Annotated in this window: 20 protein-coding genes; 8 read left to right on the top strand and 12 right to left on the bottom strand. The window is 71.8% G+C overall.

What is annotated here, in order from left to right:
• Window positions 1-7 precede the first annotated feature (7 nt).
• Both E6W39_RS05370 and E6W39_RS05365 read right to left on the bottom strand, forming a co-directional pair.
• Window positions 8-799 carry an arylamine N-acetyltransferase family protein gene (locus E6W39_RS05370; protein WP_220140168.1) on the bottom strand — a complete coding sequence of 264 codons (792 nt, stop codon included), beginning with the start codon at window positions 797-799 and terminating at the stop codon, window positions 8-10.
• 158 nt (window positions 800-957) lie between these two features.
• Window positions 958-2,109 (bottom strand): MFS transporter, encoded by a 1,152-nt coding sequence (locus tag E6W39_RS05365; RefSeq protein WP_141632509.1) that lies wholly within the window; start codon window positions 2,107-2,109, stop codon window positions 958-960.
• Window positions 2,110-2,239: 130 nt separating this feature from the next.
• Between E6W39_RS05365 and E6W39_RS05360 the strand changes: the two genes are divergently transcribed.
• Window positions 2,240-3,199 (top strand): helix-turn-helix domain-containing protein, encoded by a 960-nt coding sequence (locus E6W39_RS05360; RefSeq protein ID WP_141637559.1) that lies wholly within the window; start codon window positions 2,240-2,242, stop codon window positions 3,197-3,199.
• Window positions 3,200-3,295: 96 nt separating this feature from the next.
• On the opposite strand, the gene E6W39_RS05355 is transcribed toward E6W39_RS05360, so the two are convergent.
• Window positions 3,296-4,189, bottom strand: a complete 894-nt coding sequence (locus E6W39_RS05355) for a VOC family protein (protein ID WP_141632508.1) — start codon at window positions 4,187-4,189, stop codon at window positions 3,296-3,298.
• A 297-nt stretch (window positions 4,190-4,486) separates the two neighbouring features.
• Here E6W39_RS05355 and E6W39_RS05350 point away from each other — a divergent pair, with 297 nt between their 5' ends.
• Window positions 4,487-5,380 (top strand): SDR family oxidoreductase, encoded by an 894-nt coding sequence (locus E6W39_RS05350; RefSeq protein WP_141632507.1) that lies wholly within the window; start codon window positions 4,487-4,489, stop codon window positions 5,378-5,380.
• 62 nt (window positions 5,381-5,442) lie between these two features.
• Here E6W39_RS05350 and E6W39_RS05345 read toward each other — a convergent pair whose 3' ends face one another.
• The 3 genes from E6W39_RS05345 to E6W39_RS05335 form a co-directional block, all read right to left on the bottom strand.
• Window positions 5,443-6,447, bottom strand: coding sequence for a quinone oxidoreductase family protein (locus E6W39_RS05345; protein ID WP_141632506.1), 1,005 nt, complete (start codon window positions 6,445-6,447; stop codon window positions 5,443-5,445).
• Between the two features lie 246 nt (window positions 6,448-6,693).
• A complete protein-coding gene (gene rfbB / locus E6W39_RS05340) occupies window positions 6,694-7,671 on the bottom strand; it encodes a dTDP-glucose 4,6-dehydratase (protein WP_141632505.1) in 978 nt (325 codons plus the stop codon).
• 156 nt (window positions 7,672-7,827) lie between these two features.
• The gene (locus tag E6W39_RS05335) at window positions 7,828-8,502 is read right to left on the bottom strand and encodes a response regulator transcription factor (protein ID WP_181799116.1); all 675 of its coding nucleotides are present in this window, start codon (window positions 8,500-8,502) and stop codon (window positions 7,828-7,830) included.
• A gap of 161 nt (window positions 8,503-8,663) precedes the next feature.
• On the opposite strand from E6W39_RS05335, the gene E6W39_RS05330 reads away from it, so the two are divergent.
• Complete coding sequence (locus E6W39_RS05330; protein WP_181799115.1) at window positions 8,664-9,464, top strand: response regulator transcription factor; 801 nt, start codon at window positions 8,664-8,666, stop codon at window positions 9,462-9,464.
• Window positions 9,465-9,497: 33 nt separating this feature from the next.
• Here the strand turns inward: E6W39_RS05330 and E6W39_RS05325 are convergent, their stop codons facing one another.
• From E6W39_RS05325 to E6W39_RS05305, 5 genes are all read right to left on the bottom strand, one after another.
• Complete coding sequence (locus tag E6W39_RS05325) at window positions 9,498-10,712, bottom strand: DegT/DnrJ/EryC1/StrS family aminotransferase (RefSeq protein WP_181799114.1); 1,215 nt, start codon at window positions 10,710-10,712, stop codon at window positions 9,498-9,500.
• Between the two features lie 212 nt (window positions 10,713-10,924).
• A complete protein-coding gene (locus E6W39_RS05320) occupies window positions 10,925-12,289 on the bottom strand; it encodes a UDP-glucose dehydrogenase family protein (protein ID WP_141632502.1) in 1,365 nt (454 codons plus the stop codon).
• Between the two features lie 88 nt (window positions 12,290-12,377).
• Entirely contained in the window at window positions 12,378-12,794 is a 417-nt protein-coding gene (locus E6W39_RS05315; RefSeq protein ID WP_141632501.1) for a GlcG/HbpS family heme-binding protein, read from the bottom strand.
• 131 nt (window positions 12,795-12,925) lie between these two features.
• Window positions 12,926-14,023 carry a tryptophan 2,3-dioxygenase gene (locus tag E6W39_RS05310; protein ID WP_181799113.1) on the bottom strand — a complete coding sequence of 366 codons (1,098 nt, stop codon included), beginning with the start codon at window positions 14,021-14,023 and terminating at the stop codon, window positions 12,926-12,928.
• Between the two features lie 69 nt (window positions 14,024-14,092).
• Window positions 14,093-15,175 (bottom strand): methyltransferase, encoded by a 1,083-nt coding sequence (locus E6W39_RS05305; RefSeq protein WP_228717979.1) that lies wholly within the window; start codon window positions 15,173-15,175, stop codon window positions 14,093-14,095.
• Window positions 15,176-15,454: 279 nt separating this feature from the next.
• On the opposite strand from E6W39_RS05305, the gene E6W39_RS05300 reads away from it, so the two are divergent.
• From E6W39_RS05300 to E6W39_RS05285, 4 genes are all read left to right on the top strand, one after another.
• On the top strand, window positions 15,455-16,918 hold the full coding sequence (locus E6W39_RS05300; protein WP_141632500.1) for a flavin monoamine oxidase family protein: 1,464 nt from the start codon (window positions 15,455-15,457) through the stop codon (window positions 16,916-16,918).
• A complete protein-coding gene (locus tag E6W39_RS05295; protein WP_141632499.1) occupies window positions 16,915-20,124 on the top strand; it encodes a ferritin-like domain-containing protein in 3,210 nt (1,069 codons plus the stop codon). Before E6W39_RS05300 ends, E6W39_RS05295 begins: the two co-directional genes overlap by 4 nt.
• A gap of 50 nt (window positions 20,125-20,174) precedes the next feature.
• Window positions 20,175-21,848, top strand: a complete 1,674-nt coding sequence (locus E6W39_RS05290) for an FAD-dependent monooxygenase (RefSeq protein WP_141632498.1) — start codon at window positions 20,175-20,177, stop codon at window positions 21,846-21,848.
• Between the two features lie 139 nt (window positions 21,849-21,987).
• The gene (locus tag E6W39_RS05285; protein ID WP_141632497.1) at window positions 21,988-23,010 is read left to right on the top strand and encodes a DUF2332 domain-containing protein; all 1,023 of its coding nucleotides are present in this window, start codon (window positions 21,988-21,990) and stop codon (window positions 23,008-23,010) included.
• Window positions 23,011-23,116: 106 nt separating this feature from the next.
• Here E6W39_RS05285 and E6W39_RS05280 read toward each other — a convergent pair whose 3' ends face one another.
• The gene (locus E6W39_RS05280) at window positions 23,117-23,710 is read right to left on the bottom strand and encodes a TetR/AcrR family transcriptional regulator (RefSeq protein WP_141632496.1); all 594 of its coding nucleotides are present in this window, start codon (window positions 23,708-23,710) and stop codon (window positions 23,117-23,119) included.
• Window positions 23,711-23,874: 164 nt separating this feature from the next.
• Between E6W39_RS05280 and E6W39_RS05275 the strand changes: the two genes are divergently transcribed.
• Window positions 23,875-24,834, top strand: coding sequence for an alpha/beta hydrolase family protein (locus tag E6W39_RS05275; RefSeq protein ID WP_141632495.1), 960 nt, complete (start codon window positions 23,875-23,877; stop codon window positions 24,832-24,834).
• Window positions 24,835-24,911 lie beyond the last annotated feature (77 nt).

Here is a 24,911-nt window from a genome sequence, read left to right as displayed (position 1 = left end):
TGCCCGGTCAGCCGAGGCGCTGGAGCTGGTCCAGGGTGAGCGTGATGCCGAAGTGCTCGCGGTAGGCGTCCAACCGCTGCTGGTCGGTGGCCAGTTGCTGCTCGGTCCGCTCCCCGTCGTCGCCGGTGTGGATCAGCCGGTTGCCGACCAGGGAGACCCGACCGGCCTTGGTGGGCAGCGAGCACAAGGTGCGCTGGGTGAAAGTGGACGCAGGGGACGTCGCCTGGAACCAGCAGACCGGTGCGAAGTCGGCGAGCTGGTAGGGGCGTTGGTCGATCCGGTACTGCGGCTGACCGTCGGCGAGCACATCCAGGTCCGGCGGAAAGCCGCTGCTCCCGGTGTGCTGCTCGGTGATCCGGAAGGTGCCGGCCGGGTCGACCTGCTCGCCGCGCTCATCCAGGCACAGCGGCAGGAAACTGAACCGGCCGAAGCCCACGTCCACCAGCCACGCCTGGTCGAGCTGGACCCGCAGGGTCAGGTGGTCCATCGGAATCCCCGGCGTGCCCTCGGTGAACACCCGGGCACCGAGCAACTCCACCTGGTACCCCAGCGCGGTGAGCAGCGCGGCGAACGCACCGTTGAGTTCGTAGCAGAAGCCGCCGCGACGCTGCTCCACCACCTTGGCGACCAGCGCGTCCTGGTCCAGAACGATCGGCTCGCCCAGCCGGACGCTCAGGTTCTCGAACGGCACCGCGGCGAGGTGGGCTCGCTGCAGGGCGCGCAGGCTCGCCAGGTCAGGGGCGCTGGGGCGGGGTACGTCGATCCGCTGGAGATAGGCCGCCAGCTGAGTGTCACGCACGGTTCCCCTCCTCTCGGTCCGGTTGCCACCGGTACGGCGACAGTTGATCTTCAGCCACACTACCGTGGCCCACTGACAGGGCGGTTGGGCAGGCGCGGGGGGCGGGTTGGCGACGCGGCCGGCTGGCCCGCCGGTTGGCCGGCCGGCCGGTTGGCTGGCTAGCGCGGGCGGTCGGCCAGCCCCGGTGCCAGGACCGAGGTGACCGCCAGCGAACCCGCGGCCAGCAGTGCGATGGCGAGTGCCGGGCCGGCGTGCTCGGCCACCGCGCCGGCCAGGGCCGCGCTGAGGCCCTGCGCGGTGCCCATGCCCGCCGAGTGCAGTCCGAGCGCCTGGCCGTGGCCGGTGGCGGGCGTGCGGGCGAGCAACTGCTCCTGGAGCGGGAGCGCGGCCGCATAGCCGACCGAGGCGACTGCGGCCGTTACCAGTGCGAGGGCCAGGGGTGGGTGGACGGCGAACAGCAGATAGGGCGCGGCGAGGAGGAGGTTCAGCGGAATGCCGAGCCGGGCCCGCAACCGCGGTGTCAGGAACCGGCCGACCACCGCGTCCCCGAGCAGCATCCCGGCGGCGGCCGCGGACAGCAGCAGCCCCGCCTGCCGGGGAGCGTAGGGCAGGAAGAGCGACTCGCAGCCCACGATCAGGCCGTTCGGCACCCAGAGCGCCAGGTAGACCGAACGGCGGGTCCGGTCGGCGAGCAGCCGGGCGGTGGGCACGCTCCTGTGGCCCGCAGCGGCACGCGGTGTCCGGCGGCTCAGCCCCAGCAGGGCCGCGATCGCCCCCGTCAGATGCAGCGCGGCGCCGAGCAGCAGCGTCCGGCCGGGCGTCAGGGCGGCCGTGAGCACGCCGCCGACCGCGAAGCCGCAGACCTGCAGCAGGCCGTTGGCGACGTTCAGGGCGGCCCGGCCCAGCGGGTACTGGTCGCCCGGGAGCAGTTCGGACAGCAGCCCGTACCGCACCCCGCCGCCGAGTGCCCCCGCCATCCCCAGCACCAGCAGCAGTCCGAACAGCGCCCACTCCGGCAGACCCGGTGCCGCCTGCAGCGCCGTGCCGGCCGCGAACAACAGGGCCAGGCCCGCCAGCGTGGCCCGTGGCGGCAGCCGGTCGGCGGCGCGCAGCAGCGTGGCGGCGCCCAGCACCTGGGCCAGCGCCGGGCCGAACATCGCCAGGGCGGCCAGCAGCGGTGACCCGGTCGAGTTGAAGACCAGGGTGCCGAGCGCCAGCGAACCGACCGTCTGGGCGGCGACTTGGGCGCTGTTGAGGAGGAAGAGCGGTGTGAACTCCGGGGTGCGGAACAGGTTGCGATAGCTGGGCATGCGGGGAGCCTGCCGGGGGTTGCGGCGGCGCGGGTACCGTTTCGCGTGAGCGCGAAAGGCATGAGCGCGAAAGGCATGAGCGCGAAAGGCGGGGGGCGATGGGTGTGGCAGCGTGGAAGGGTCGCAGGCGTTGAGTTGGTGGGAGGTCACCGCGGACACCCTGGCGGCAAGCCGGTTCGCGGTCTCGCCCCTCGCGGAGACCACGGCAGCCCTGAAGCTCCTGGAGCGGGCGATCGCGGCCGATCCCGGTGAACGGACCTGGTTGGCCGCCCACCTGCCCGTCTACCGCGACTGGCTGGCCGCCGACCCGGTCACGGCACGCCTGGTCCGAGCGGGCCTGGGCGGCTCCTGGAACGCGACCTTCCTCACCCCGACCCCCGATGCGACCGAACCCGACTTCGCCCGCGAACTGGACCGTCTCGCCAGCACCGCCCCCGCCGTCGCCTGCGCCGACCTGGCCGAGGCGCTCGGTGGCCCGCTCCCCGCCGAGCTCGACCGCCCCGACCTGCCCCAGCGCGCGGCCGAGTTGCTGGACCGTGTCTGGCGGCACACCGTCCAGCCGGACTGGCCGCGCCGACGCCGGATCCTGGAGTGCGACATCCTGGTCCGCACCGCCCGGCTCGCCCACGGCGGTTGGGAGTCCGCCTTGGACGAGCTACGCCCCGGCATGCGCTGGCTCGGTGCCAGCCGCCTGCGGATCACCTTGCGTGATCAGCCGCCACGTGAGCTCGCGGGCACCCGGCTGCTGTTCGTACCGGTGACGCCCAGCCAGGGCTGGCTGGCCTGGGACCAGCACCGACACGCCGTCATCTACCCCTGCACCGGCGCACTCGCCGACGCTGGGTCCGCCGCCCCGCCCGAGGCGCTCGCCAGGCTGCTCGGCCCGGCCCGCGCCCGGGTGCTGGTCCTCCTGGAGACCCCGCTGAGCACCACGCACCTGGTTGCCCTGACCGGCCAGCCGCTGGGCTCGGTCGGCCGCCACCTCAGGGTGCTGCACGATGCGGGCCTGCTCCGCCGCCGGCGCTCCGGACGCCTGGTGCTCTACGGGCGCACGGAGTTGGGTGACGCGCTGGTCGGCGGACAGGGCTGAGGAGTTGGTACGTCGGCTTGCTACGTCAGGACTCGCACGTCAGGACTCGCACGTCAGGACTGCTGCGTCGGGACTGCTGCGTCGGGGCTTGCTACGTCAGTCATGGGGGTTGCCGAGCAGGCCGGTGTCCGGATCCCGGGCGGTGAGGCAGTAGTGGGCGCCCGTCGGGTCGCTCATCACGGTCCAGTACGGGTACTCGGCGACGAAGCTCGCGCCCAACTTCTCATGTGCCACCCGGGTGGTGGCACGGTCTGCGCAGGCGAAGTCAAGGTGGGCGCCGGCCTTGGCGGGCTCGCCGGTGCTGTGCGGGCCACCCTGGGTGCGTTGGACGCCCGGGGTGGGCGGAGCAGCGGTGGCCTGAGGCCCCAAGCGGTGCGGTGAGGCCGGGGCGCTCATGGCGTTCCCGGTGCCCAGCCGGTGGAGCAGGATCCGGACCGGCAGCCCTGCCGGTGGCTTCACCGCTCGGAACTCCGGCCGCGATCCGGTCAGCACCGGCCATCCCGTCAGCTCGCCCCAGAACGTTGTCTCCTCCTCGTACAGCTCCGGCGGGATGTCGATCGAGATCTGGTCGAGCCGGGCGCCTTCGAAGATGCTGGGCCGCCGCGCCTCGCCATGCCAGGTGACCGCGCAGAACAACTGTTTTGCGGGGGAGGCGAGTACCACGAAGCCCTGCTCGGCCACCACGGTTGCGCCCAGCGAGACCGCGCGCGCGACCAGCGCCGGGATGTCCTCGACCGCCAGATCAAGGTGCGTCCCGCCCGATTCGCTCGCAACGCCTTGCAGTTTCAGGCAGGCGTCCGGTTCGGGTGCGCCGTCGGTGGTCCTCGCCTGGTGCCCGACCTTCGTCCCAGTCGGTAGCAGGGTTGCGAACTCCCCTTCTGTACCGCGTCGTTCGGAGAGCGAAGTCCCCGTGACCGCTGTCCAGAACTCGGCTGCCACGGTGAAGTGCTCCCGCGGCCGGTCTACGAAGGCGTATACCCAGCGGATCATCTCCGCTCCCCTCAGCTGGTCATCCCGATCCCGATATCCACCGCGATGCCCATGAAGCCGGCAGCGGGGAGTGATGAGGCATGGTCGATATGACGGGACATCATATTCATGGCTGGTGTGGACTTCTCCGATTCCGTATGAGCTGCGGTGATACCCGAACGGTATGGCCCGGTGCGGAGCCGGTCTTGGACGCGCTCGCGCTCGCGACCGCATGGTGGAACTACCGGGCCGCTGCGAGGAGAAACCCCAGCAGCACCGAGAGTGCCGAGAGTGCTGAAAGTACTGAAGGAGTGCACCATGCGCGTGTTCGTCACCGGCGCCACCGGATTCATCGGTAGCGCCATCGTTCGTGAGCTGTTGGGGGAGGGGCACAAGGTGCTCGGCCTCGCTCGCTCGGACCGTGGTGCGGAGGCACTGACCGCTGCCGGCGCCGAGGTGCACCGCGGCTCGCTGGAGGACCTCGACAGCCTGCGGGCAGGGGCGGTGGCAGCGGACGGCGTCATCCACACCGCGTTTGCGCATGACTTCGCCGACTTCGTCGGTGGCGCGCGAATGGACCTGCGCGCGATCGAGGCACTGGGTGAGGCGCTCGTGGGATCGGACCGGCCATTGGTCGTCACCTCCGGAACGGCTGGTCTGGCCTCTGGTCGACTCGGCACTGAGGATGACTCCGCCGACCCCGAGTCGCCCAGGGGGTTCCGCATTCCTTCGGAGCAGGCGGCACTCGGGTTCGCTGAGCGCGGCGTCCGGACCTCGGTGGTCCGGCTGCCGCCGTCGGTGCACGATGAGGGCGACCACGGCTTCGTCCCGACCCTGATCGGGGTCGCCCGCGACAAGGGTGTGTCCGCCTACCCGGGCGACGGGACCAACCGCTGGCCCGCCGTCCACCGACTCGACGCCGCACGGCTGTTCCGGCTCGCTGTGGAGTCGGCACCGGCCGGCAGCCGACTGCACGGCGTTGCCGACCAGGCCGTTCCGGTCCGCGAGATCGCCGAGGTGATCGGCCGGCACCTGAACCTGCCCGTCGCTGCCATCCCAGCCGAAGAGGTGGTTGACCACTTCGGCTGGCTCGGCGGCATCTACGCGGCGGACGTCCCCGCATCGAGCGCCGTGACCCAGCAGCTCCTCGGCTGGAGCCCGGTCGAGCCCGGCCTCATCGAGGACCTTGATGCTGGGCACTACTTCCGCTGACCCGCTGGTTCGGCCGGCCACCCGAGGGCTGACCGCTCGCCGCAGGGGCCGCTCGCCGGTGCCTACGCTTCGTCGGCCACCTGGAGCAGCAGCTTGCCCTGCACCGCACCCGCCTGCATCCGCTCATGGGCCTCGACGGCGGCGCTGAGCGGCAGCACTCCGGTGATGTCGATGGTCACCTGTCCCGTTGCCAGCAGATCGAAGGCGGCGAGGCCGTGACTGCGCGCCAGCTGCGGATCACGACGGGACAGGTCGGCTATGTTGTAGCCGGCCAGCGTGCGGTTGTTCTTCCAGAGCGACAGCAGGGGCAGCTCGAGGTCGGGATGGCGAGCGGCCTCACCGAAGATCGTCACCCGGCCGAACGGGGCGAGTGCCTCCAGGCTCGCCAGGCGGGTGGGGCCACCGACCGGGTCGAGCACCACATCCACCCCGCGACCTCCGGTGGCCTTCAGCACGGCCTCGGTGAAGCCCTCCCGGCCGAAGAGTTCGTCATAACCGAACCGGGTGGCGTACTCGGCCTTGGCGGTGCTGCCCACGGTGCCGTACACGGCCTTGGCGCCGAGGGCGCGGGCCAACTGCGCGGCGGCCGAACCGACTCCGCCGGCCGCGGCGTGGATCAGCACGGTGTCACCGGGGCGGAGCCGTGCGGCCTCGGCGAGCAGGCCGTAGGCCGTGGGCAGCACCAGGCCGGCGCCGCCCGCCGTGCGCAGGTCGATCTCGCCCGCGGCGGTGTGCAGCGGGAAGACCAACTCGGCAGGCGCCACGGCATACTCGGCGTACCCGCCACCCGTGGGCAGGTAGGCCGCGACCGGGTCACCGATCGCGAACCCCTCTCCCGGCTCCACGCCGGGCCCGAGCGCGGCGATGTGCCCGGACGCCTCGAGCCCGGTGACGTCCACACCGTCCGGCGCCCCGAAGTCACCGAGGCGGTGCTGGACCTCGCCGTAGTTGACGCCCGCATACGCCACCTTGATCAGCACCTGGCCGGGCCCGGGCTCCGGCACCGGCAGCTCCACGGGGCGCAGGACCTGGGGCGCGCCGTTCTCGGTGAATCCGATCGCCTTCATCGACAACCCTCCCGTTGCGTCGTTCTGTTGCGTCATTTTGCAGGCCAACGGGCCTGTTCAGTGGTTTGTTCCCGACCTGCGGACTACGTGTGACGAGAAGTCGGCGGGCTGTGCAGGATCGGTCGGTGGGATGGTCGCCGGGGCTGGTTCGGCCTGCGACTTAGCAGGATTGACACGCCGTCAGAGAAACGTTAGTGGTGCCGGTGCCCACCGGGCCCAGTGCGTTGCAGGCTCACCGCCACCGGGTCACTCCAGAGCCGCACGCTCAAGCAGCGGCTCCCACCAGTCTCGGTGGTCGCGGTACCAGGAGATGGTCTGCGCAAGGCCGTCGGTGAACGGGATGCGCGGTTCGAAGCCCAGCTCGGTCCGGATCTTCTCGGTGTCCAGCGAGTACCGCCGGTCGTGGCCCTTGCGATCCGGCACCCGCTCCACCAACCCCGGGTCCGCGTCAAGGGCCGTGAGCAGCAGGTCGGTCAGTTCACGGTTGGAGATCTCGGTACCGCCACCGATGTGGTAGACCTCGCCTGCTCGGCCGCGGTCAAGGACCAGGGCGAGGGCCCGGCCATGGTCCTGGACGTGCAGCCAGTCGCGCACGTTGCGCCCGTCCCCGTACAGCGGCACCGAACGGCCGTTCAGCAACCTGGTGGTGAAGAGCGGGATCACCTTCTCCGGGAACTGGTAAGGGCCGTAGTTGTTGGAGCATCGGGTGACCACCACATCCAGGCCATGGGTGCGATGGCAGGCCAGGGCCAGCAGATCGGCCCCGGCCTTGCTGGCGGCATAGGGCGAGTTGGGAGCGAGCGGTTGCCGCTCGGTCCACGAGCCGCGGTCGATCGAGCCGTAGACCTCGTCCGTGGAGACCTGGACGAACCGGCCGACCCGGTGCCGAAGCGCGGCATCCAGCAGCACCTGAGTGCCCATCACATTGGTGCGGACGAAGTCCTCGGCGCCCCGGATCGAGCGGTCCACATGTGACTCGGCGGCGAAGTTCACCACCGCGTCCTGACCGGCCATCACCTGGTCCACCGCCACCGGATCACAGATGTCCCCGAGTACGAAGGAGAAACGGGGATGGTCGGCCACCTCCGCAAGATTCTGCCGGACGCCCGAATAGGTCAGCTTGTCGAATACCGTGACGCGGTCCAGTGGTCGGGTGCGAAGCATCGAGCGGACGAATTCCGAGCCGATGAAACCGGCACCGCCGGTTACGAGTACGCGCGTCATGGGAGAAACGTACTGGGGCCCGCAGGTCGGATGGTGGCCCATGGGCCGGATGATTCGCAGGCCGGATGATCTCCAGGCCGGACTGGCCGTCTGCCGGACGATCCGCACGCCGGACCACTGCGCGGCGGTACCGGGGCGGCGGTGGTGGCAGCGTCATCAGGGCCGGTGCGCCGGTGGCGGGTTCAGGGCGTCGGGCGGTGCGACGCGGTGCGCGAGTGCCACGGCCGCGACCGAGGAGTGCACATCCAGTTTGATCATCAGATTCTGCACATGGGTGCGCACGGTGTTGGTGGACAGGAAGAGCCGCCGCCCGATCTCGGCTCGGCTCATCCCGGCCGACAGGCACCCCAGCACCTCGCGCTCCCGGGCGGTGAGGCTGGCCAGCCGCCCACTCTCCTCCTCCAAGCTGTCGCGCAGCGTCATCAACTCGCTCAGCACCCGGGTGAGCAAGGAAGGTGGGATCCAGGTCTCCCCGCGCCGGACCCCGCGGATCACCGTGAGCAACTGCTGCATCGAGCTGTCCTTGGACACCCAGCCGCGCACCCCGGCCCGGATCGCCGCACAGGCCAGATCCTCGCTGCGGCCACCATCGCTGAGCACCACCAGCGGAACGCCGAGCCGACGCGGCCACGGCGAGGCGGCGCCCTCCTCGGCCACCAGTCCGATATCGGCCACCACCACATCGGCGTGCTCCGCGGCGGCGACCCGGCAGGCCGCGCGCATCCCGGTGACCGCATGGCTGGCCATCCCGACCTGCCGCAGTCCCAGGGCCAACACCTCGGCCACCGAGCGTCGGCGGTCGGCCACCACGACCTGGATCTCGCCGGCCACGGTTCGAGAATAGAGGCGCCGGTGGACTGCGGCGATGTTGTCTGATTCGCTGGATGACACGGGGGGATGCCGGATCGCGCGGCAGGCGCACCGGAACCCGCTCCGGGCAGCGGTACGGAGCGCGACGCCCGGCGGCCGGCCGCACAGGCAAGGGCAGCGCCATGACCGAATCGTCCATGGGCCGACCCGGGAGCCGCCCCCGGGAACGCTCCGCAGGACCCGCAGCGCCACCGCCCGCTGCGGCGGGCCCCCGCCCGCTGGCCCGCCTGGTGATCGCGGACGCCAGCCGGCTGCACGCCGAGGCGCTGGCCCTGGTGCTCGCCGGGCGCGGCTACCTGGTGCAGGCGACCGCCACCACCAGAGGCGGGCTGCTGCGTGCCGTAGCCGCCTGCCGACCGGAGCTGTGCCTGCTCGACCTGCAACTCCTGGACGGCCGGGCCCTGGACGCCATCGCCCAGATCCGGCGCAGTGACCCCGGCATCGGGATCGTGGCGCTCTCCCGGGAGCTGGACCCGGACGCGGTGGTCGCGGCGGCCGCCGCCGGAGTCGCCGGCTACCTGGGCAAGGACAAGGGGCTTGAGCTGCTGGACCGGGCGTTGCGCACGGTCGCGGCCGGTGAGCGCTTCATCGAGCCGACCCTCGCCCAGGAGGCGCTGCGCCGGGCCCGCACCCCGGACCACGCAGAGCCGCTGCACCGGCTCACCCACCGGGAGCGCGAGGTGCTGGCCCGCCTGGCCGAGGGCGATGACACCATCGAGATCGCCCGCGCGCTGCGGATGACCACCAGCACCGCCCGCACCCATGTGCAGAACGTGCTGGACAAGCTGGGCGTGCACTCCCGCCTGGAAGCCGTCGCCATGGCCCATCAGGCCGACCGCGCCGCACCGACCGGACCGCTCGGCCAAAGGGCACCGACTGGCCGGAACGGTACCGACTCGACAGGCCGGAACGGTACCGACTAGGGCGCGGACCGGGACCGACCAGGCCGCCTGGGATCAGCGGGCGAGCCGGTGCAGCTCGGCGCAGATGCGGTCCACCCGGTGCTCGGTGAGGCCGGGGTAGAGCGGCAGCGAGAGCAACCGGGGGAAGAGCTGGTCGGCGCCGGGCAGTCCGCTGATCGGCCGCAGCGCCGCATGGCGGAAGTAGCCGAGCCGGTGCAGCGGGACGTAGTGCACGGCGGTGCTGATGCCGCGCTCCGCCAGCGCGGCGGCCAACTCGTCACGCGACCGGCCGTAGCGCTCGGTCACCTGCAGCACATAGAGGTTCCAGGCGTGCCGTCCTCCGGTCGGTATGGACGGGGGCAGCAGCGTGCCCACGTCGTGCAGCCGGAGCGTGTAGCCGGCAGCGAGTTGTTCGCGCAGGCGCTGCCAACTGGGCAGTCGGCGCAGTTGGGCACGGCCGATCGCGGCCTCCAGATCGGACATGTTCGCCTTCAGGCCGCCGTCCTCGACCGTGAAGTGCCAGGCGCTGCCGGCCGTACCGTCGCGCTGGCGGACGTCGGCGGACATCCCGTTCCGGCCGGCCCGGCGGACCCGGGCGGCGAGCTCGCCGTCGTCGCAGGTCACCATGCCGCCCTCGCCGATCGGCAGATTCGAGGTGGGGGAGAAGCTGAAGCAAGCGGCCCGGGACAGAGCGCCGACCGCGCGCCCGTGGATGGTGGTGCCTGGGCCGTGCGCCGCGTCCTCGACCACCCGGTACAGCGGCAGGCCGGCCGCGGCCGCGAGTTCCGGCAACGGGGACGGGGCGCCGCCGAAGTGCAGCACCAGCATGGCGGCCGGACGGATCCGCCCGTGCGCATGCCCCTGCAGTGCGGCGGCCACGGTCGCGGGGCTGGGCATCGCGGTCACCGGATCGACGTCCACCAGCAGCGGCCGCAGGCCCGCATGCAGCACCGCCTGCGCCACCCCGCAGAAGGTCACCGCCGGAACCAGCACGATTCCGCCCGGTGGCAGTCGCATCGCCCGCAGGGCCAGTTCGATCGCCGCCGTCCCCGAGGAGACCGCCACCGCATGCCGAGCCTTCACCCGGGCCGCGAACTCCCGCTCGAACATGGCAGCCTGCGCCCCGGTCGCGACCCGACCGGAGGCCAGCACCCGCAGCGCGGCGACCCGCGCCTCCGGGCAGATCTCGGTACTGGTGAAGGGCACCGCCTGCTCCGTCTGCTCCGCCTGCGCTTGCTCCACCTGTTCCACGGTCAGCTGGACGGTCATCGGCCGGTCCCTTCTGGCGCATATCGGGTGCGTCGCGCCCGACTCGCGGCGCACCCGGTACACCGAAGGTAGGCCTGCCCGACCGTCGACGGGATCCGGCCGCAGGACGAGTTCGGCTACGCCTTGTGCGGATCGACCCGGCTCGGCTGCCTGCCGGCGACCGCCGCCCGGGCGTTGTGCACCGGCGCCGACCGGGGCTGACGGTGGCGAGGTCAGCCTGCCGGTGCGGCGGTCGCCGGTGGGACCGTTGGACGGCTGACCGGGCGGCCGAGTTGCCAGACCGACCAGCCGGCGGCCGACCAGGGGGCCGGATCGACCGCGGTGCGCACATCCACCAGCACCAGACGACGCACCATGATGGCTGCTGCGGATGGGAGTTGAGGGTTCGCCACATATTCGGGCCACTCGGTGCCGATCACCAGCAGATCCGCATCGGCGGCGGCTTCGAGGGCGGTCTCCCGGTACTGCGCCAGTGGCAGCGCCCGCTGTGCGTACGGGAGCGCCTGCGGGTCGTGGATCACCACGGTGGCACCGCGAAGATGGAGGCGGTCGGCCAGCCGCAGGGCGGGGGAGTCCCGCACATCGCTGGTACCAGCCTTGAACGCGGCACCGAGCAAGCCGACCCGGACTCCGTCCAGGGTGCCGCCCGCCGCCCGCTCCACCAGCTCCACGGCGGCCTCCAAGCGGCCCTGGTTCACCGCCTCGACGGCGTCCAGCAGCCCGGCCGCCCGCACCGCACCCAGCTCCTTGACCCGATGTGTGAAGGCCGCGAGGTCCTTGGGCAGACAGCCGCCGCCGTACCCGATGCCCGGCCGCATGCCGAGCGGCCCGATGCGCGGGTCGATGCCGAGCACCCGGGTGACCTCGGCGACATCCGCCCCGGTCAGCTCGCAGACCTCGGCCATCGCGTTGGCGAAGGAGATCTTGGCGGCGAGGCAGGCGTTGGCTGCGGACTTGGCGACCTCGGCGGTGGCCGGATCGGTGATGATGAGTTGGGCCTCGCCGCGGGCCAGGATCGGCGCATACACCTCCTCCAGGGCCTTGCGGGCCGCCGTGGAGCTGAGCCCGGCCAGGATCCGGTCCGGCTTCAGGGTGTCGATGACCGCATGGCCCTCGCGCAGGAACTCCGGGTTCCAGACCAGCTCCACGCCGGGCACATTGGCCAACTGGTCGACGATGGCCTGGAGACGGGTCACCGTGCCCACGGTCACCGTGCTCTTGCCCACGATGGTGCACGGCCGGTGCAGCAGCGGGACCAGCGAGCGCACGGCGCCCACCACCTGGTCGACGTCATAGCCCTGCCCGTCCGGCCGCAGCGGGGTACCGACGGCGACGAAGTGCAGCTCCGCGTGGTCGGCGGCCGCGGCCAGCTCGGTGCTGAAACGCAGCCGACCGCCGGCGGTGTGCTTGGCCAGGAGCTCGTCCAACCCGGTCTCGAAGAACGGCGCACGGCCGGCGGCCAAGGCCCGGCACTTCTCCGGATCCTGTTCGACACCGATCACGTCGTGCCCCAGCTCGGCCATCGCGGCAGCATGTGAGGTGCCGAGGTGGCCGCAGCCGATCACCGATACGCGCATGAGGTCGAGTCTCCCGGGCGGAGGGTGCGCTGCCGGTGCGCCGCGCGAGCGCACCGGCAGCAGTCGGATGGGACGGCGGACGCCGGTGTCAGCCCGCCGCGCCGGCCTCGACGCCGGCCTCGGCCACCGGCTGGTCCTCGCCACGGGTGCCGCCGGCTACCCCGATCGCTCCGGCGATGGCGCCGTTGATCATGATCGGGATGCCGCCGGGCAGCAGGGCGAAGCCCGGCTGGGCGGCCATGGTGGCGAGCAGCACCGGGTCGGCCGCGGCGGCCTTGCCGAAGTCGAGGGTGGGGATGCCCAGCCCGGCGGCGGTGACCGCCTTGTGGGTGGCCACCGTGGTGGCCCAGAAGGTCGCACCATCGGCCCGGGCGACGGTCAGCACATTGCCGCCGGCGTCCACCACCGCGACCGCGACGGCGACGTTCAGCTGCACGGCCTGGGCCAGGGCGGCATCCAGGATGCGGCGGGCCAGGGCGGCGTTCAGCACGGGGGCGTTGCTCATGGGGGAGTCCTTTCGATGGATATGCACAAGTGGTGTGACGATATGACTGGAGTAAGCTGATTCCCTTGTGACACAGAGAAGTTGACGACAAGTCAGGTATGACCTTATGCCGCTCTCGATATCACGGTGGCTCAGGAGAGCCCGAAGCGGAACATGGCCTCGGGCACCGGGCCGGGTGGGCCGGTGGCGCAGATCTCCTTGTCGACGATGCGTTTGAGATAGCCGGCGCCCTCGGTGCCGCCGGAGCCCTTGATGTCCTGTGGCAGATAGATGCGGCCGAAGCCGTAATGCCGACCCCGCCAGGAGCGCAGCGAGCGCTCCACCATGCTGAGCGCCGCACTGAGATCCGGGTCGCGAACGGTCCGCACGGCGGCCCGCAGCGGCCAGAAGTCCCGGTAGGGCGACTGGTTGAGCCGCTGCAGATGGCGCAGCCGCAGGAAGATCTCGGCCTTGCGCGGGTCGAACCCGTAGACCGCCAGCTCGGCCAGATGGTAGTTGAGCGACTGCACGGCGCTGGCCGCACCGGTCGCCGCCCGGAAGCTCATGAACTGCTCCGGCGAGAGCGTGCGCAGCACATGGAGCACACCGCTGAACAGATCCGCGCAGCCGGCGGTACGCAGGGTGTGCTGCACCGCCGACTTCCGGTCGCCCGCGCAGATGGCCGCTATCGCCTGACAAGCACTCCAACGGGTGAGGAAGAACGCGAGCTCGCAGGCGTGCACCGAACGAAGGAACAGGTGCTCGTGGTGGATCGACGACTGCGGCAGGCCGGTGCACTGGACCAGCACCTGGAGCCGTCGGCCGAGCCGCTCGTCGGACTGCCCCCAGGGAGCGGTGAGCAGGCCGTCGAGCGTCTCGATCAGGCCGGCCAACCTGGCGCGGCGTTCCGTAGCCTCGGCGGGGCCGTACCCGGGCTGCGGCGGCAGCGGAGTCCGCTCCCGCTCCGCCAAGTCGAGCAGGGTGGCCCGGAGGGCAGTGATCCCGGCCGCCACCGGCTCGCGGTGATAGAGCGTCAGGAACCAGTCGTAGACATGCAGGCTGGTGTAGCGGTAGTACTCGGGGATGTCCGGCTGCCGGCTGAACGGACGAGTGAGCAGCGCGACCACTTGGCGCTCCTCCCGGGACGCGGCCGACTTCTCGCCGTGTGGCCGGCAGGCCTCCTCGTAGTAGTCGGCGAGCTGCTCCCGCTGAGCCGCGCTCAGTGCGGCCCGCCCGAACGAGCTCTGCATGCGCAGTATTTCCTCGCTCCGGCCGGGGAGTGCCGGACCGGCCGAAGGCTCCGGGCATTCGGTCATGGCTCACCACCACCGTCCGGGCGGATGGGCGTTGTCGGCACGCCGCCCGATCACCAAGTGCTTCTCCCGGCCGGAACGGCGCACCTCGCAGCCGGCGAACCCGGCCCTCCGCAGCAGGGCGAGATACTCCGCCGCAGTGCGATGGCGCCCCTGGGTCTCCGCCTGCATCGACAGGTTCATCGCGGCGGTCGCCAGCGGACGGTAGCCGTCCTCGTCGAAGAGCCGCTCCATGACCAGCACCAGGCCGCCCGGTGCCAGCGCGCGATGCGCCTTGCGCAGCAGCTCCAGGCAGGTGTCGTCGGTCCAGTCGGAGAGGATGTAGCCGAACGCCAGGCAATCCCCGCGCGGCAGTTCGTCCCGGTGGAAGTCCCCGGGGATGAAGGCGAGCCGGGCGCCGAGCCGGTACCGCTGCCGGGCCTGCTGCAGCCGTGGTGCCACCTGCGGCAGATCGAACACGGTGGCGCGGAGCCCGGGACGGCGCAGCAGCGCCGCCACCGAGAACGGTCCGCCGGCACCGCCGACATCCACCAGGTGGTGGACCTGATCCAAGCCGGCCGCCTCCACCAGCTCCCCGGACACGTCGAAGCTGAGCTGCCACATGGCGTCCAGGAAGCGATCGGTGGCCTCCTCGTCCCGGTAGATCTCGGCGAAGGGCTCGGGCCGGGTGGCGTCGGCCGCGGCCTTGCCCCGGGTGAGGCAGCTCTCCAGGTGCCGCAGCCGGCCGAACGTGCTGTCGACCAGGTGGTGGACGAAGCCGCCGAGATACCGCGCGTCACTGCCGTCCAGGTAGGGGCGGGCCTGATCGGGCACGGTGTAGCGGCCCTCGCCGTCGGCGGCCAGCACCTCCAGGGAGCGGAGCAGGGTGAGCAGCCGCCCGAGGGTGTCCTGGTCCACCCCGAGCGCGGTGGCCAACTCTGCCGAGCGGCTAGGCCCGTGCTCGGTCAGCTCGCGGAAGACGCCGTGCCGCACGGCGAGATCCAGTGCACAGGTGGCGAACAGCCCGTAGACCGCGCTTTCCAGCGCCTGGGGCATCGGGCCGTGGGCAGTGGGCGGTGCGGACTGCGGCTGCGGTGTCGTTCGTGCCATCGCTGATCCCTCCTTCTCAGGCGCGCGTGTGGTCGCTCTCCAGCATGGCTGTGGCAATGGGTCGTTCGGGTGCGTGCCATGGCAAACCGTTCGATCATGCGGGGTGATCGGCGGTCAGTTGGCGTGAACGGGTGGTGACCGTGTGGCTCGGTCGCTGATAACCCGTCAGGTCTGGGGATGTGGACGAAGGGTGACCTTTCGGACAATTGATAGATAGTCGGGGAACCAGCCACCGACCGACGACCAGCACCAGCCGGTCGCCCGACCGAAGGGGATGGCATGGCGGCGAAGCGCGTCACGATCATCGGAGCCGGTGTCGCCGGCCTGGTGGCGGCCTACGAGCTGGAGCGGCTCGGCCACCAGGTCGACGTGTTGGAGGGCCACCCGGAGATCGGCGGCCGGATACGCACCCACCGCTTCCTGCCCGGTCGCCCCGGTCCGCTGGTCGAGCTGGGCGCGATGCGGATACCCGCCGCCCACGAGCGCACCATGGGCTACCTGCGCACCCTCGGGCTCGCCGACCAACTGCAGGAGTTCACCACGCTCTTCCAGGACGAGGCGGCCTACGTCCACACCAGCCAGGGCCACCAGCGGATCCGCGAGGCCTCCGCCACCCTGGTCGAGGAGCTGAGCAGCCGGCTGCCTGCCGCCGAACTCTCCTGCTACAGCCCGGAGATGCTGCTCTTCGGCGCCTGGATGGCGGTCCGGGTCAACGCGCTCGCCCCCGGCGACTTCCGCGACGCGGTCAGCCACGGACTGGACGCCGAGCTGATGGGCCTGGTCGCCGGGATCGACCTGAGCCGCTACACCGGCACCTCCGGCAGCGCCGAACTGATCGACCTGCGCGCCCTGTTCGCCGACCATCCGCAGATCAGGGCCGGCTGCCGCGGGCGGCTCTACCGCTTCGTCGACGACATCGTCAACGAGACCGGCTCCACCCTGCTACGGCTCCGCGGCGGCCTCGACCAACTGGTGCACCGGCTGCGCAAGCGGATCCGCGGCCCGGTGCACTGCGGCAACGAGGTGACCGGCCTGGAGGTCGGCAGCCGTCAGGTCCGGCTGCGCATCCGGCACGGCTTCGGCACTCGGACCCGTGCTTGCGACTTCGTGCTCTGCACCATCCCGTTCTCGGTGCTGCGCGGCCTGGAGCTGCACGGGCTGGACGACGAGAAGATGGCCGCCATCGGCAGCCAGCGCTACTGGAACGCCACCAAGGTCGCGCTGCACTGCCGGGAGCCGTTCTGGGAGTGCGACGGCATCCGAGGCGGCGGCTCCTTCACCGGCGGGCTGATCCGCCAGACCTACTACCCACCCGTCGAGGGCGACCCGCGGCTGGGCGCCGCCCTGCTGGCCAGCTACACCATCGGCCGGGACGCCGACCAGCTCGGCTCGCTCAGCCGACCCACCCGGATCGCGGCCGTGCTGGAGGAACTCGGCGCCGTCCACCCCGAACTGCGGCGCCCCGGCATGGTGCTGGCCGTGGCCGACCAGGTCTGGGGCAGCGAGCCCTCCACCCAAGGGGCCGCCGCCGTGCGCTGGGGCAAGGACGCCGTCGCCTGCGACGAGGAGCGCGACCGGATGGCCCGGCCACAGGGCCGGCTGTTCTTCGCCGGCGAGCACTGCTCCAGCTATCCCGCCTGGATCGAGGGCGCCGTGGAGTCCGCCCAGCAGGCGGTGCGCCAGATCCACCGCTATCCGGCCTCGGCACTCGAAGCCGACGAGCCCTGCGAGGTGGGCGCATGAGCGTCTTCGACCTGCCACGGCTGCACTTCTCCGGGACGGCCACCACCCAGCTGCCCACCGGTCTGCGCACCGGCCTGCTGGATCTGGCGCGAAACGCCGCGCTCACCCCGGCCGGCCAGCCGTTTCCGGCCGACCGCCCGGCCCACGAATACCACCAGCAGCTCGACCAGTTGGAGCTGCGCACCGCCCCGGGCGCCCACTTCGGCGGCAACGGCCACTTCACCGTCGATGCCACCGTCACCGGTGTCGACCCGCAGCCGCCCGAGCCCGACCCGGTGATCGGCCGCAGCGTCGACATGTGGGGCCACTACAACGAGTACTTCGCCACCACCGCCAACCGGGCCCGGGTCTTCGACATCGATCCGGCCTCCTCCTGGACCACCACCCTGATGGTGGGCCACTTCTGCTTCGGGCGGCTCGGCCGCTCCCATGACGTCGGCTATCTGTGCAGCGGCGAGGTGACGGGCTGGCAGCCACCCCGCTGGCAGGTCTTCCCACCCGGTCGGTCGGCCGTGCCACGGCTGCCGTTGCGCAGCGTCCACCAGTTCACCGTGCCGGCCGGGGCGCTGAGCTGGCCGTCCGACGAGCCCTCGCCGACCGTGGCCCGGCTGCGTGAGCTCACCGAGAGCGGCGCGGCGGCCGGCCTGGTGGTGCAGTTCGCACTCAATCTGCCGCCCACCCCGCTGCCCACCGGGCGGCCCCTCGGCTGGCAGCTGGACGGCACCATCGCCCCCTGGCACAGCGGCGAGCTGCGCAGCTGCCCCGCCGGGCGCCTGCTGACCGCCCGCCCCGGGCCTGGGCCCGAGCCGCAGCCGCTGACGCCCGCCGCACCGCGGCAGCTCTGCGTCGCCGTCGACGACCAGCAGGTCGGCGTCAACCTGATCGCGGCACCCGGCGGCGGTCGAGCGGGCCGCGGCCACTGGGAGCTGCGCACCGCCGGCACCGACCAGCTGATCGCGGAGCTGCCCGACCCGCTGCCACGCACCGTGCTCACCGTTCCCCGCGCGCCCGGCCCGGCTGGCGCGCCCGGCCCGGCCGACCCGGTGGAACCGCTGCGACTGGACTGGGTCGCCCCCGATGGCACCCGGCTGCCGGCCCTGCACGAGCAGGAGGTGAACATCCAGAGCGACCAGGCCGGGTTGATCATGGAACACCCCCGCCACCCGGGAGACGCCGAGTACGACACCGAGGTCACCATCCGCTCCCTGGTTCGCGGTCGCCCAACCGCCGTCCAGGGCATCCGAGTCGAGCAGTACCCGAACCCGAGGGCGCGCCCCCTGGACGAGGGTGCCGCCGAGCCGGTGGTGCGCCTGCGGTCCGGCGGCCCCGAACCGGTGGACCGGGCCGACCGGGGTGACTGGGGCGAGTCGTGCAGCCTGGACACCGACTCCGACGGCCTGGCCCGATTCACGGTGCGCGGCGCCCAAGCGGGCTGCGCCCGCCTGCTGTTCGCCCCGCCCGACGCTCCCGGCCCGTCCGACCCGCTCGCCCCGGCCGACCGCAGCGCGGCCGGCCTGGCAGCGAGCGCCGCGGAGCGCTACGACGACGCCGACATCCACGGCTACTGGTCCGGCGTCGGCCATGCCGCCGTGCGGGTCCTGCCCGATGACTGGCGGCTCGCCGAACTGCCGCCCGAGCAGCTGACCTTCGACCTCCTCTACCGCGAGGTCTTCGCCTTCTACGAGCTGACCTCCAGCTTCATGAAGGAAGAGGTCTTCAGCCTGGCCGACCGGGCCCGAGTGGAAACCTACGCCCGGCTGGTCTGGCAGATGTGCGACCCGCGCAACAAGACCCGCACCTACTACATGCCGCCCACCCGCGACCTCACCGAGCCCAAGGCCCGCCTGCTGCTCGCCTACCTGCGCAAGCAGCAGGCCCCACCCGCCCTGCTCACCTTCGACTCCGCCCGGCGACGGGCCCCGACCCACCTGACCACCCGCGCCCAGCTGGTCGCCGCCCTGCACGAGGCCGTCACCCTCGAACTGGCCGTCACCCTGCAGTACTTGTACGCCGCCTACTCCCTGCCCACGCACGGCGCCGGCCTGGCCTACCAGCGGCACGGTGCCTGGAGTGCGGAGCGGCTGCGGCTGATCAGCGGCGACGGCGGCGAAACGCTCGACCACGGCATCCGCAGCACCCTGCTGCGAGTCGCCCGCGAGGAGATGACCCACTTCCTGGTCGTCAACAACGTGCTGACCGCGATCGGTGAGCCGTTCCGGTTCCCCGCCATCGACTTCGGCACCGTCAACCGCCAGTCGCGGATCCCGCTCGACCTCGCGCTGGAAGGCCTCACCCCGGGCAGCGTCCAGCGCTTCATCACCCTCGAACAGCCCGACCGCACCTTTCCCGAACCGTGTTACGGCAGCCGCACCGCCACCGGGCCGGCCCGCTCCGACACGCTCAGCGGTCTCTACGCCGCCATTCGCGAGGGGCTGCGCCACCAGCCGGAGCTGTTCGAGAAGGGCACCCGGCGAGCCGGCGGCGAACACCACGTCTTCCTCCGGCAGGCCGTCAACTCGACCCATCCCGACTACCAGCTCCAAGTCGACGACCTCTCCAGCGCCCTGTTCGCCATCGACTTCGTCACCGAACAGGGCGAGGGGCAGGAGTCAGCCCCGGAGCAGCAAGGATCGGGAGGGTCGGGAGGGTCGGGAGAGGAATCGCACTACGACTCCTTCCGGAGGATCGCGGTCCTGCTCGACAGCCTCGGCCCCCTCGACCCCGACCCGAGCGGTCACCTGGTCCCCGCCCTCGGCTACCCCGTGCTGCGCAACCCGACCAGGCACACCGCCAACGGAAACCAGCAGCAGATCACCGACCCGACGGCTCGTGAGCTGGCCCGGCTCTGCGACGAGTCCTACGCTCTGACAGCGCAGTTGATGGTCCAGCACTTCGGCGAGGCGAGCACGCCCAGCCTGCGCCGCTCGGCGCTGATGAACGCCGCCATCGATGTGATGAACGGCGTGCTCCGCCCCCTGGCCGAGTTGCTGGCCACCATCCCGTCCGGTGTGCCCGGGCGCACCGCCGGTCCGCCGTTCGCGCTCACCCGGGCCCCTACCCCAGTGCCCGACCCGCTCCGAGCCCGGGAGCTGCTGCGCCGCCGCACCCGCCGGTTGCGACAGGCGGTGCGCGACTGCGAGCTCATACCGGAGCACGTCGGCGGGACCTTGGACTACCTGGACGGACTCTTCGGAGGCGGCTCATGACGGAGAGCTCGACGGAGGCCCCTCGGAGCATGAGGGACGCCCACCAGAGCATGAGGGACGCCCAACAGAGCCTGCCATCCGAAACCGAGGTGCTGATCGTCGGCGCCGGACCGGTCGGGCTGGCGCTCGCCCTCGAACTGCGTTTCCAAGGCGTCGACTTCGTGCTGATCGACGCGGGTGACGGCACCGTCCCGCACCCCAAGGTGAGCGCCGTCGGCCCGCGTGCCATGGAGCATTTCCGCCGCTGGGGCCTGGCCGACCGGATCCGCGAGGCCGGCTGGCCCACGGACCACAGCCTCGACACCGCATGGGTCACCCGAGTCGGCGGCCATGAGGTCCACCGGTTGCGGGTCGGCACCACAGCCACCAGGGCCCCGTTCCGCCACACCCCCGAACCCGAGGCCATCTGCCCCCAGCACTGGCTCACCCCGCTGCTCGCCGACGCCCTCGGCCACCATCCCGGCGGGCCGCTCCTGCTGCGCCACCGCCTGGAAGGCCTCCAACAGGCGAACGACTCGGTCACCGCGAAGGTCAACGACCGCGCCCGCCACGCCACCGCGACGATCCAGGCCCGCTACCTGGTGGCCGCCGACGGCGCCGACTCCGCGGTGCGCGCCGCGATCGGCATCACCGCACCCGCCAGGTACCCCACCCAGGTGCTGCGCAACATCCTCTTCGAGGCCCCCGAGCTGCGCGCCCGACTCGGTGAGCGGCACGCCCTCTTCTACTACCTGCTGCTCTCCGACGCCCTCAGGTTCCCGTTGCGTGCGGTGGACGGCCAGGGGATGTTCCGGCTCTCCATCCGGTGCGGCGGGACACCCGAGGCCGCGCAACCGGCGATGGCCCTGCTCCGTCGCGCCATCGCGGTGCCGACCCCGCTGCGCGTGCTCTCCGATCAGTACTGGCGGCTGACCCACCGGTTGGCCACCGAGTTCCGCAGCGGCCGTGTCTTCCTGCTCGGCGACGCGGCGCACACCCTCTCGCCCTCCGGCGGCTTCGGCGCGAACGCCGGCATCGCCGCCGCCGCCAACCTGGGCTGGAAGCTCGCCGCCGAACTCGCCGGCTGGGCAGGCCCGGCGCTACTCGACAGCTATCAGGCCGAACGCCGCCCGGTGGCCCTCGAAGCGCTGGACGAGGCACACCGCAACCTGCGGCGCACCATCGACCGGACCTTGCCCGCCGAGCTGTACGAGGACGGCCCGGTCGGTGCCGCCGTCCGCGCCGACCTGGCCGCACGATTGGAAGCAGAAGGAGCCCGGCGGGAGTTCGACGCGCCCATGATCCACATGGGCTACCGCTATGCCTCGCAGATCGTGCTGCCGGAGGAGGAGTTGGTGGGCGGCGCCGCTGCCCTTGCCGACGAGCCGGTGGACCGCCCCAACAGCCGCCCCGGATCGCGCGCTCCGCACGCCTGGCTCGCTCCGGGCCGCTCCACCCTGGACCTCTTCGGCCCCGGCTTCCGGCTGCTGGCCTTCGATCCGCAGGCCGCCGACCCGGGGCCGCTGGAGCGGGCGTGCCGCGCGCGCCGTGTCCCGCTGGCGGTCACGGTCTGCCGGGACGCCGCGGTGGCCGGCTGCTACCGCGCGCCGCTGGTCCTGGTGCGGCCGGACGGGCATGTGGCATGGCGCGGTGGGTGGACGGATGCGCCGCGTGGTGCCGGGGCGGATGCGGTGGTCGACACGGCGCGGGGCGCGGGTGAGGGTGAGGGTGATGGCGAGCCATGAACCCGTGCGAGAGGAACGGAGGCAGAGGCAGCGGCCAGCAGTTGTGATCATAGTGACATCGACTCGCGGCGCCTTCTCCCATCACGCAGGTCAGGGCGTGATCACCGGCGATAGGGCGGTGGCAGCAGTGGAGGCAGTGATGGGCAGTCGGTCGCCGGCCGGGGTCGCCGCAGAGCTCGACGGGCTCGCGATCGCGGACGAGTACCGGAGGTTCGCGCGGTACCAGGCGAGGGGACATTCGCCCAGCTATGAGGCGCTGAGTTTCGGCGTCGCCGGGGACGAGCGGCTCCTCGCCCTGCTGCACACGCTTCCGCCGATCAAGCGTCAGCCCAACCTCCTGCTGGCCGCAGCCCGGCATCTCGGCGCACCCGTCGACGCGGCCGACCGGTTCCTCGACTGGGTGGTGGCCAACTGGGAGCGGGTGCGCAGTCTGGTGCTCACCCGGCGGACCCAGACGAACGAGAGTGCGCGTTGCGCGACCCTGCTGCCGCTGCTGGCCGCGCTGCCGCAACCGCTGGCGCTGATCGAGGTCGGCGCCTCGGCCGGGCTGTGCCTCTATCCGGACCGGTACCGCTACCGCTATGACCGGGGCGAGGAGTTCGGCCCGACGGGCAGTCCGGTCACGCTGCCCTGCCGGACCTCAGGACCGGTGCCGACGCCTCGTCAGCTGCCCGAGGTGGTCTGGCGGGCCGGGGTCGACCTCAACCCACTCGACCCGGCCGACCCGGAGGATGCCGGCTGGCTGGAGAGCCTGGTGTGGCCGGAGCAGACCGAGTGGCTGGAGCGGCTGCGCGGTGCCCTCGGGGTGGCCCGCACCGAGCCGGCACACCTGGTTCGCGGCGATCTCAACGAGACGGTGCGCCAGTTGGTCGCCCAGGTGCCCGACGGGGCCACCCCGGTGGTGTTCCACAGCGCCGTGCTGGCCTACCTCGACCCGCAGGCACGCGCGCAGTTCACGCGGACGGTGCGCGACCTGCCGTGCCACTGGATCTCCAATGAGGCGCCCGGAGTCTTCCCCGAACTGCTGGACAAGCTGCCGGAGCCCGCTCCGGCCGACCGGGCCGCGTTCGTCCTGGCTCTCGATGAGCAGCCGGTGGCGTTCACGGGACCGCACGGGGAGCGGCTCGACTGGTTCGCGGGGCACGGTCCCGAGGAGGGCTGATGAGCTTGCTCGTCAGGTGATCGGCTGGGAGCGGCTGTTGGGCCGTTGATGGCTGACGGACTCGGTCTGAGGCACTGAGGTTGTGGCACTGAGGTTGTGGCACCCGTCAGGGTGACTGTGGTTGCCGCAGGCCCTGGAGGAGCAGCGCGATCAAGCGGCGAGGGTCGTAGCGGGGATCGCTGTTGCCCCCGATGCAGAGGTTGCCGATGCCTCGCATCAGTTCGTAGGCCTGCGTGCCCGGCTTGATCTCGCCGGCCTCGACCGCGGCGTCGAGTAGCTGAGAGCAGACGGGTACCAAGCGGTCGAGGAAGTAGGCGTGCAGCGCGTCGAAGCCGCTGTCCGATTGCAGGGCGCCGGCGAGTCCGTGCTTGGTGACCAGGAAGTCAACGAAGAGGTCGACCCACTGGCGGAGCGCTGCGAGGGGAGACGCGGTGTCGGCCAGCAGGTTCGGACCGGCCTCGGCGCAGGCTTCCACCTGATGGCGGTAGACGGCGACGACGAGTTCCGCGCGGGTCGGGAAGTGGCGGTAGATCGTCCCGACTCCGACGCCGGCTCTGGCCGCGATCTCGCGGATCGGCGCATCGACGCCGGAGGTGACGAACACCTCGGCCGCGGCGGCGAGGAGCGCCTGCTGGTTGCGCAGCGCGTCGGCCCGCTTGCTTCGAGTCGGCACCTCTGTGGACCGGTCTGCAGTGGACACCACGTTCTCCCTCGGCGGTTGACTAAGCGGAACGCTGTTCCGTATCGTATCTGGAACAAGGTTCCGCTTTGAGCTTAGTCGAAGCGAACCCTCCCGTCCGTCTCACCCGCCGCCGCCAGCCGAACGAGACCGGCAGCAAGGCCGCGGGAAGGGAAAGGCACCTCATGACTTCATCGACTTATACAGCTGACACCATCGGCGAGCCCGCTGCCGTCCTCTCGGTCAGTCCAGTGGTCCTGCCGGCTCCCGGCCGCGCCGTGGACCTGCATGTTCGCGTCTCCGCCCCGGTGGCCGGAAGCGACCTGCCGATCATCCTCCTCTCGCACGGCCACGGACCCTCGAACAACCTCTCCTCACTGAACGGCTACGCCCCACTCGCCAACTACTGGGCGGCGCACGGCTTCGTCGTCATCCAACCCACCCATCTGAGCTCCAGGACGCTGCGCCTGGACCCCGGCACCCCTGGGGCGCCGCTGTACTGGCGGTCGCGGGCCGAGGACATGAAGCTCATCCTCGACCAGCTCGACGTGATCGAAACCGCCGTCCCGCAGCTCCTCGGACGCCTGGACCGGAGCAAGGTCGCCGTGGCCGGGCACTCGATGGGTGGCCACACCGCGAGCGTGCTGCTGGGCGCTCGGCTCACCGACCCCCACGACGGCACGGAGGTGGACTTGGCCGAGCCCCGGATCAAGGCGGGCGTGCTGCTCGCCGCGCCCGGCAGAGGCGGCGATGCCCTCACCGAGTTCGTGGCCCAGAACTACCCGTTCTTGCTGACCACGGACTTCTCCGGGATGACGACGCCCGCCCTCGTGGTCGCCGGCGACAACGACCCCTCCGCCCACCTGACGGTTCGCGGCGCGGCCTGGCACACCGACCCGTATGTCCTCGCTCCGGGCCCCAAGTCCCTGCTCACGCTGTTCGGCGCGGAGCACGGTCTCGGCGGGGTCTCCGGGTACGACGTCGCCGAGACCACGGACGAGAACCCCGAGCGAGTCGCCGCAGTCCAGCGACTCACCTGGGCCTACCTCCGTAGCGAGCTCTACCCCGGGGATCCCGCCTGGAGGACGGCGTGTGAGGTGCTCACGGCTAGGCCCGACCCGCTCGGACGAGTCGAATCCAAGTAGGCCCACCCAGCCGACCCGCGCCACGCATGGCCGTCCGGCTATCGCGCCACCCAGCCGACCCGCGCCACGCATGGCCG

The organism is Kitasatospora acidiphila, from assembly GCF_006636205.1.
Taxonomy (GTDB): Bacteria; Actinomycetota; Actinomycetes; order Streptomycetales; family Streptomycetaceae; genus Kitasatospora; species Kitasatospora acidiphila.
The sequence above is the reverse complement of the archived record's forward strand: the minus strand, read 5'-3'. Positions and strand labels throughout refer to the sequence as shown.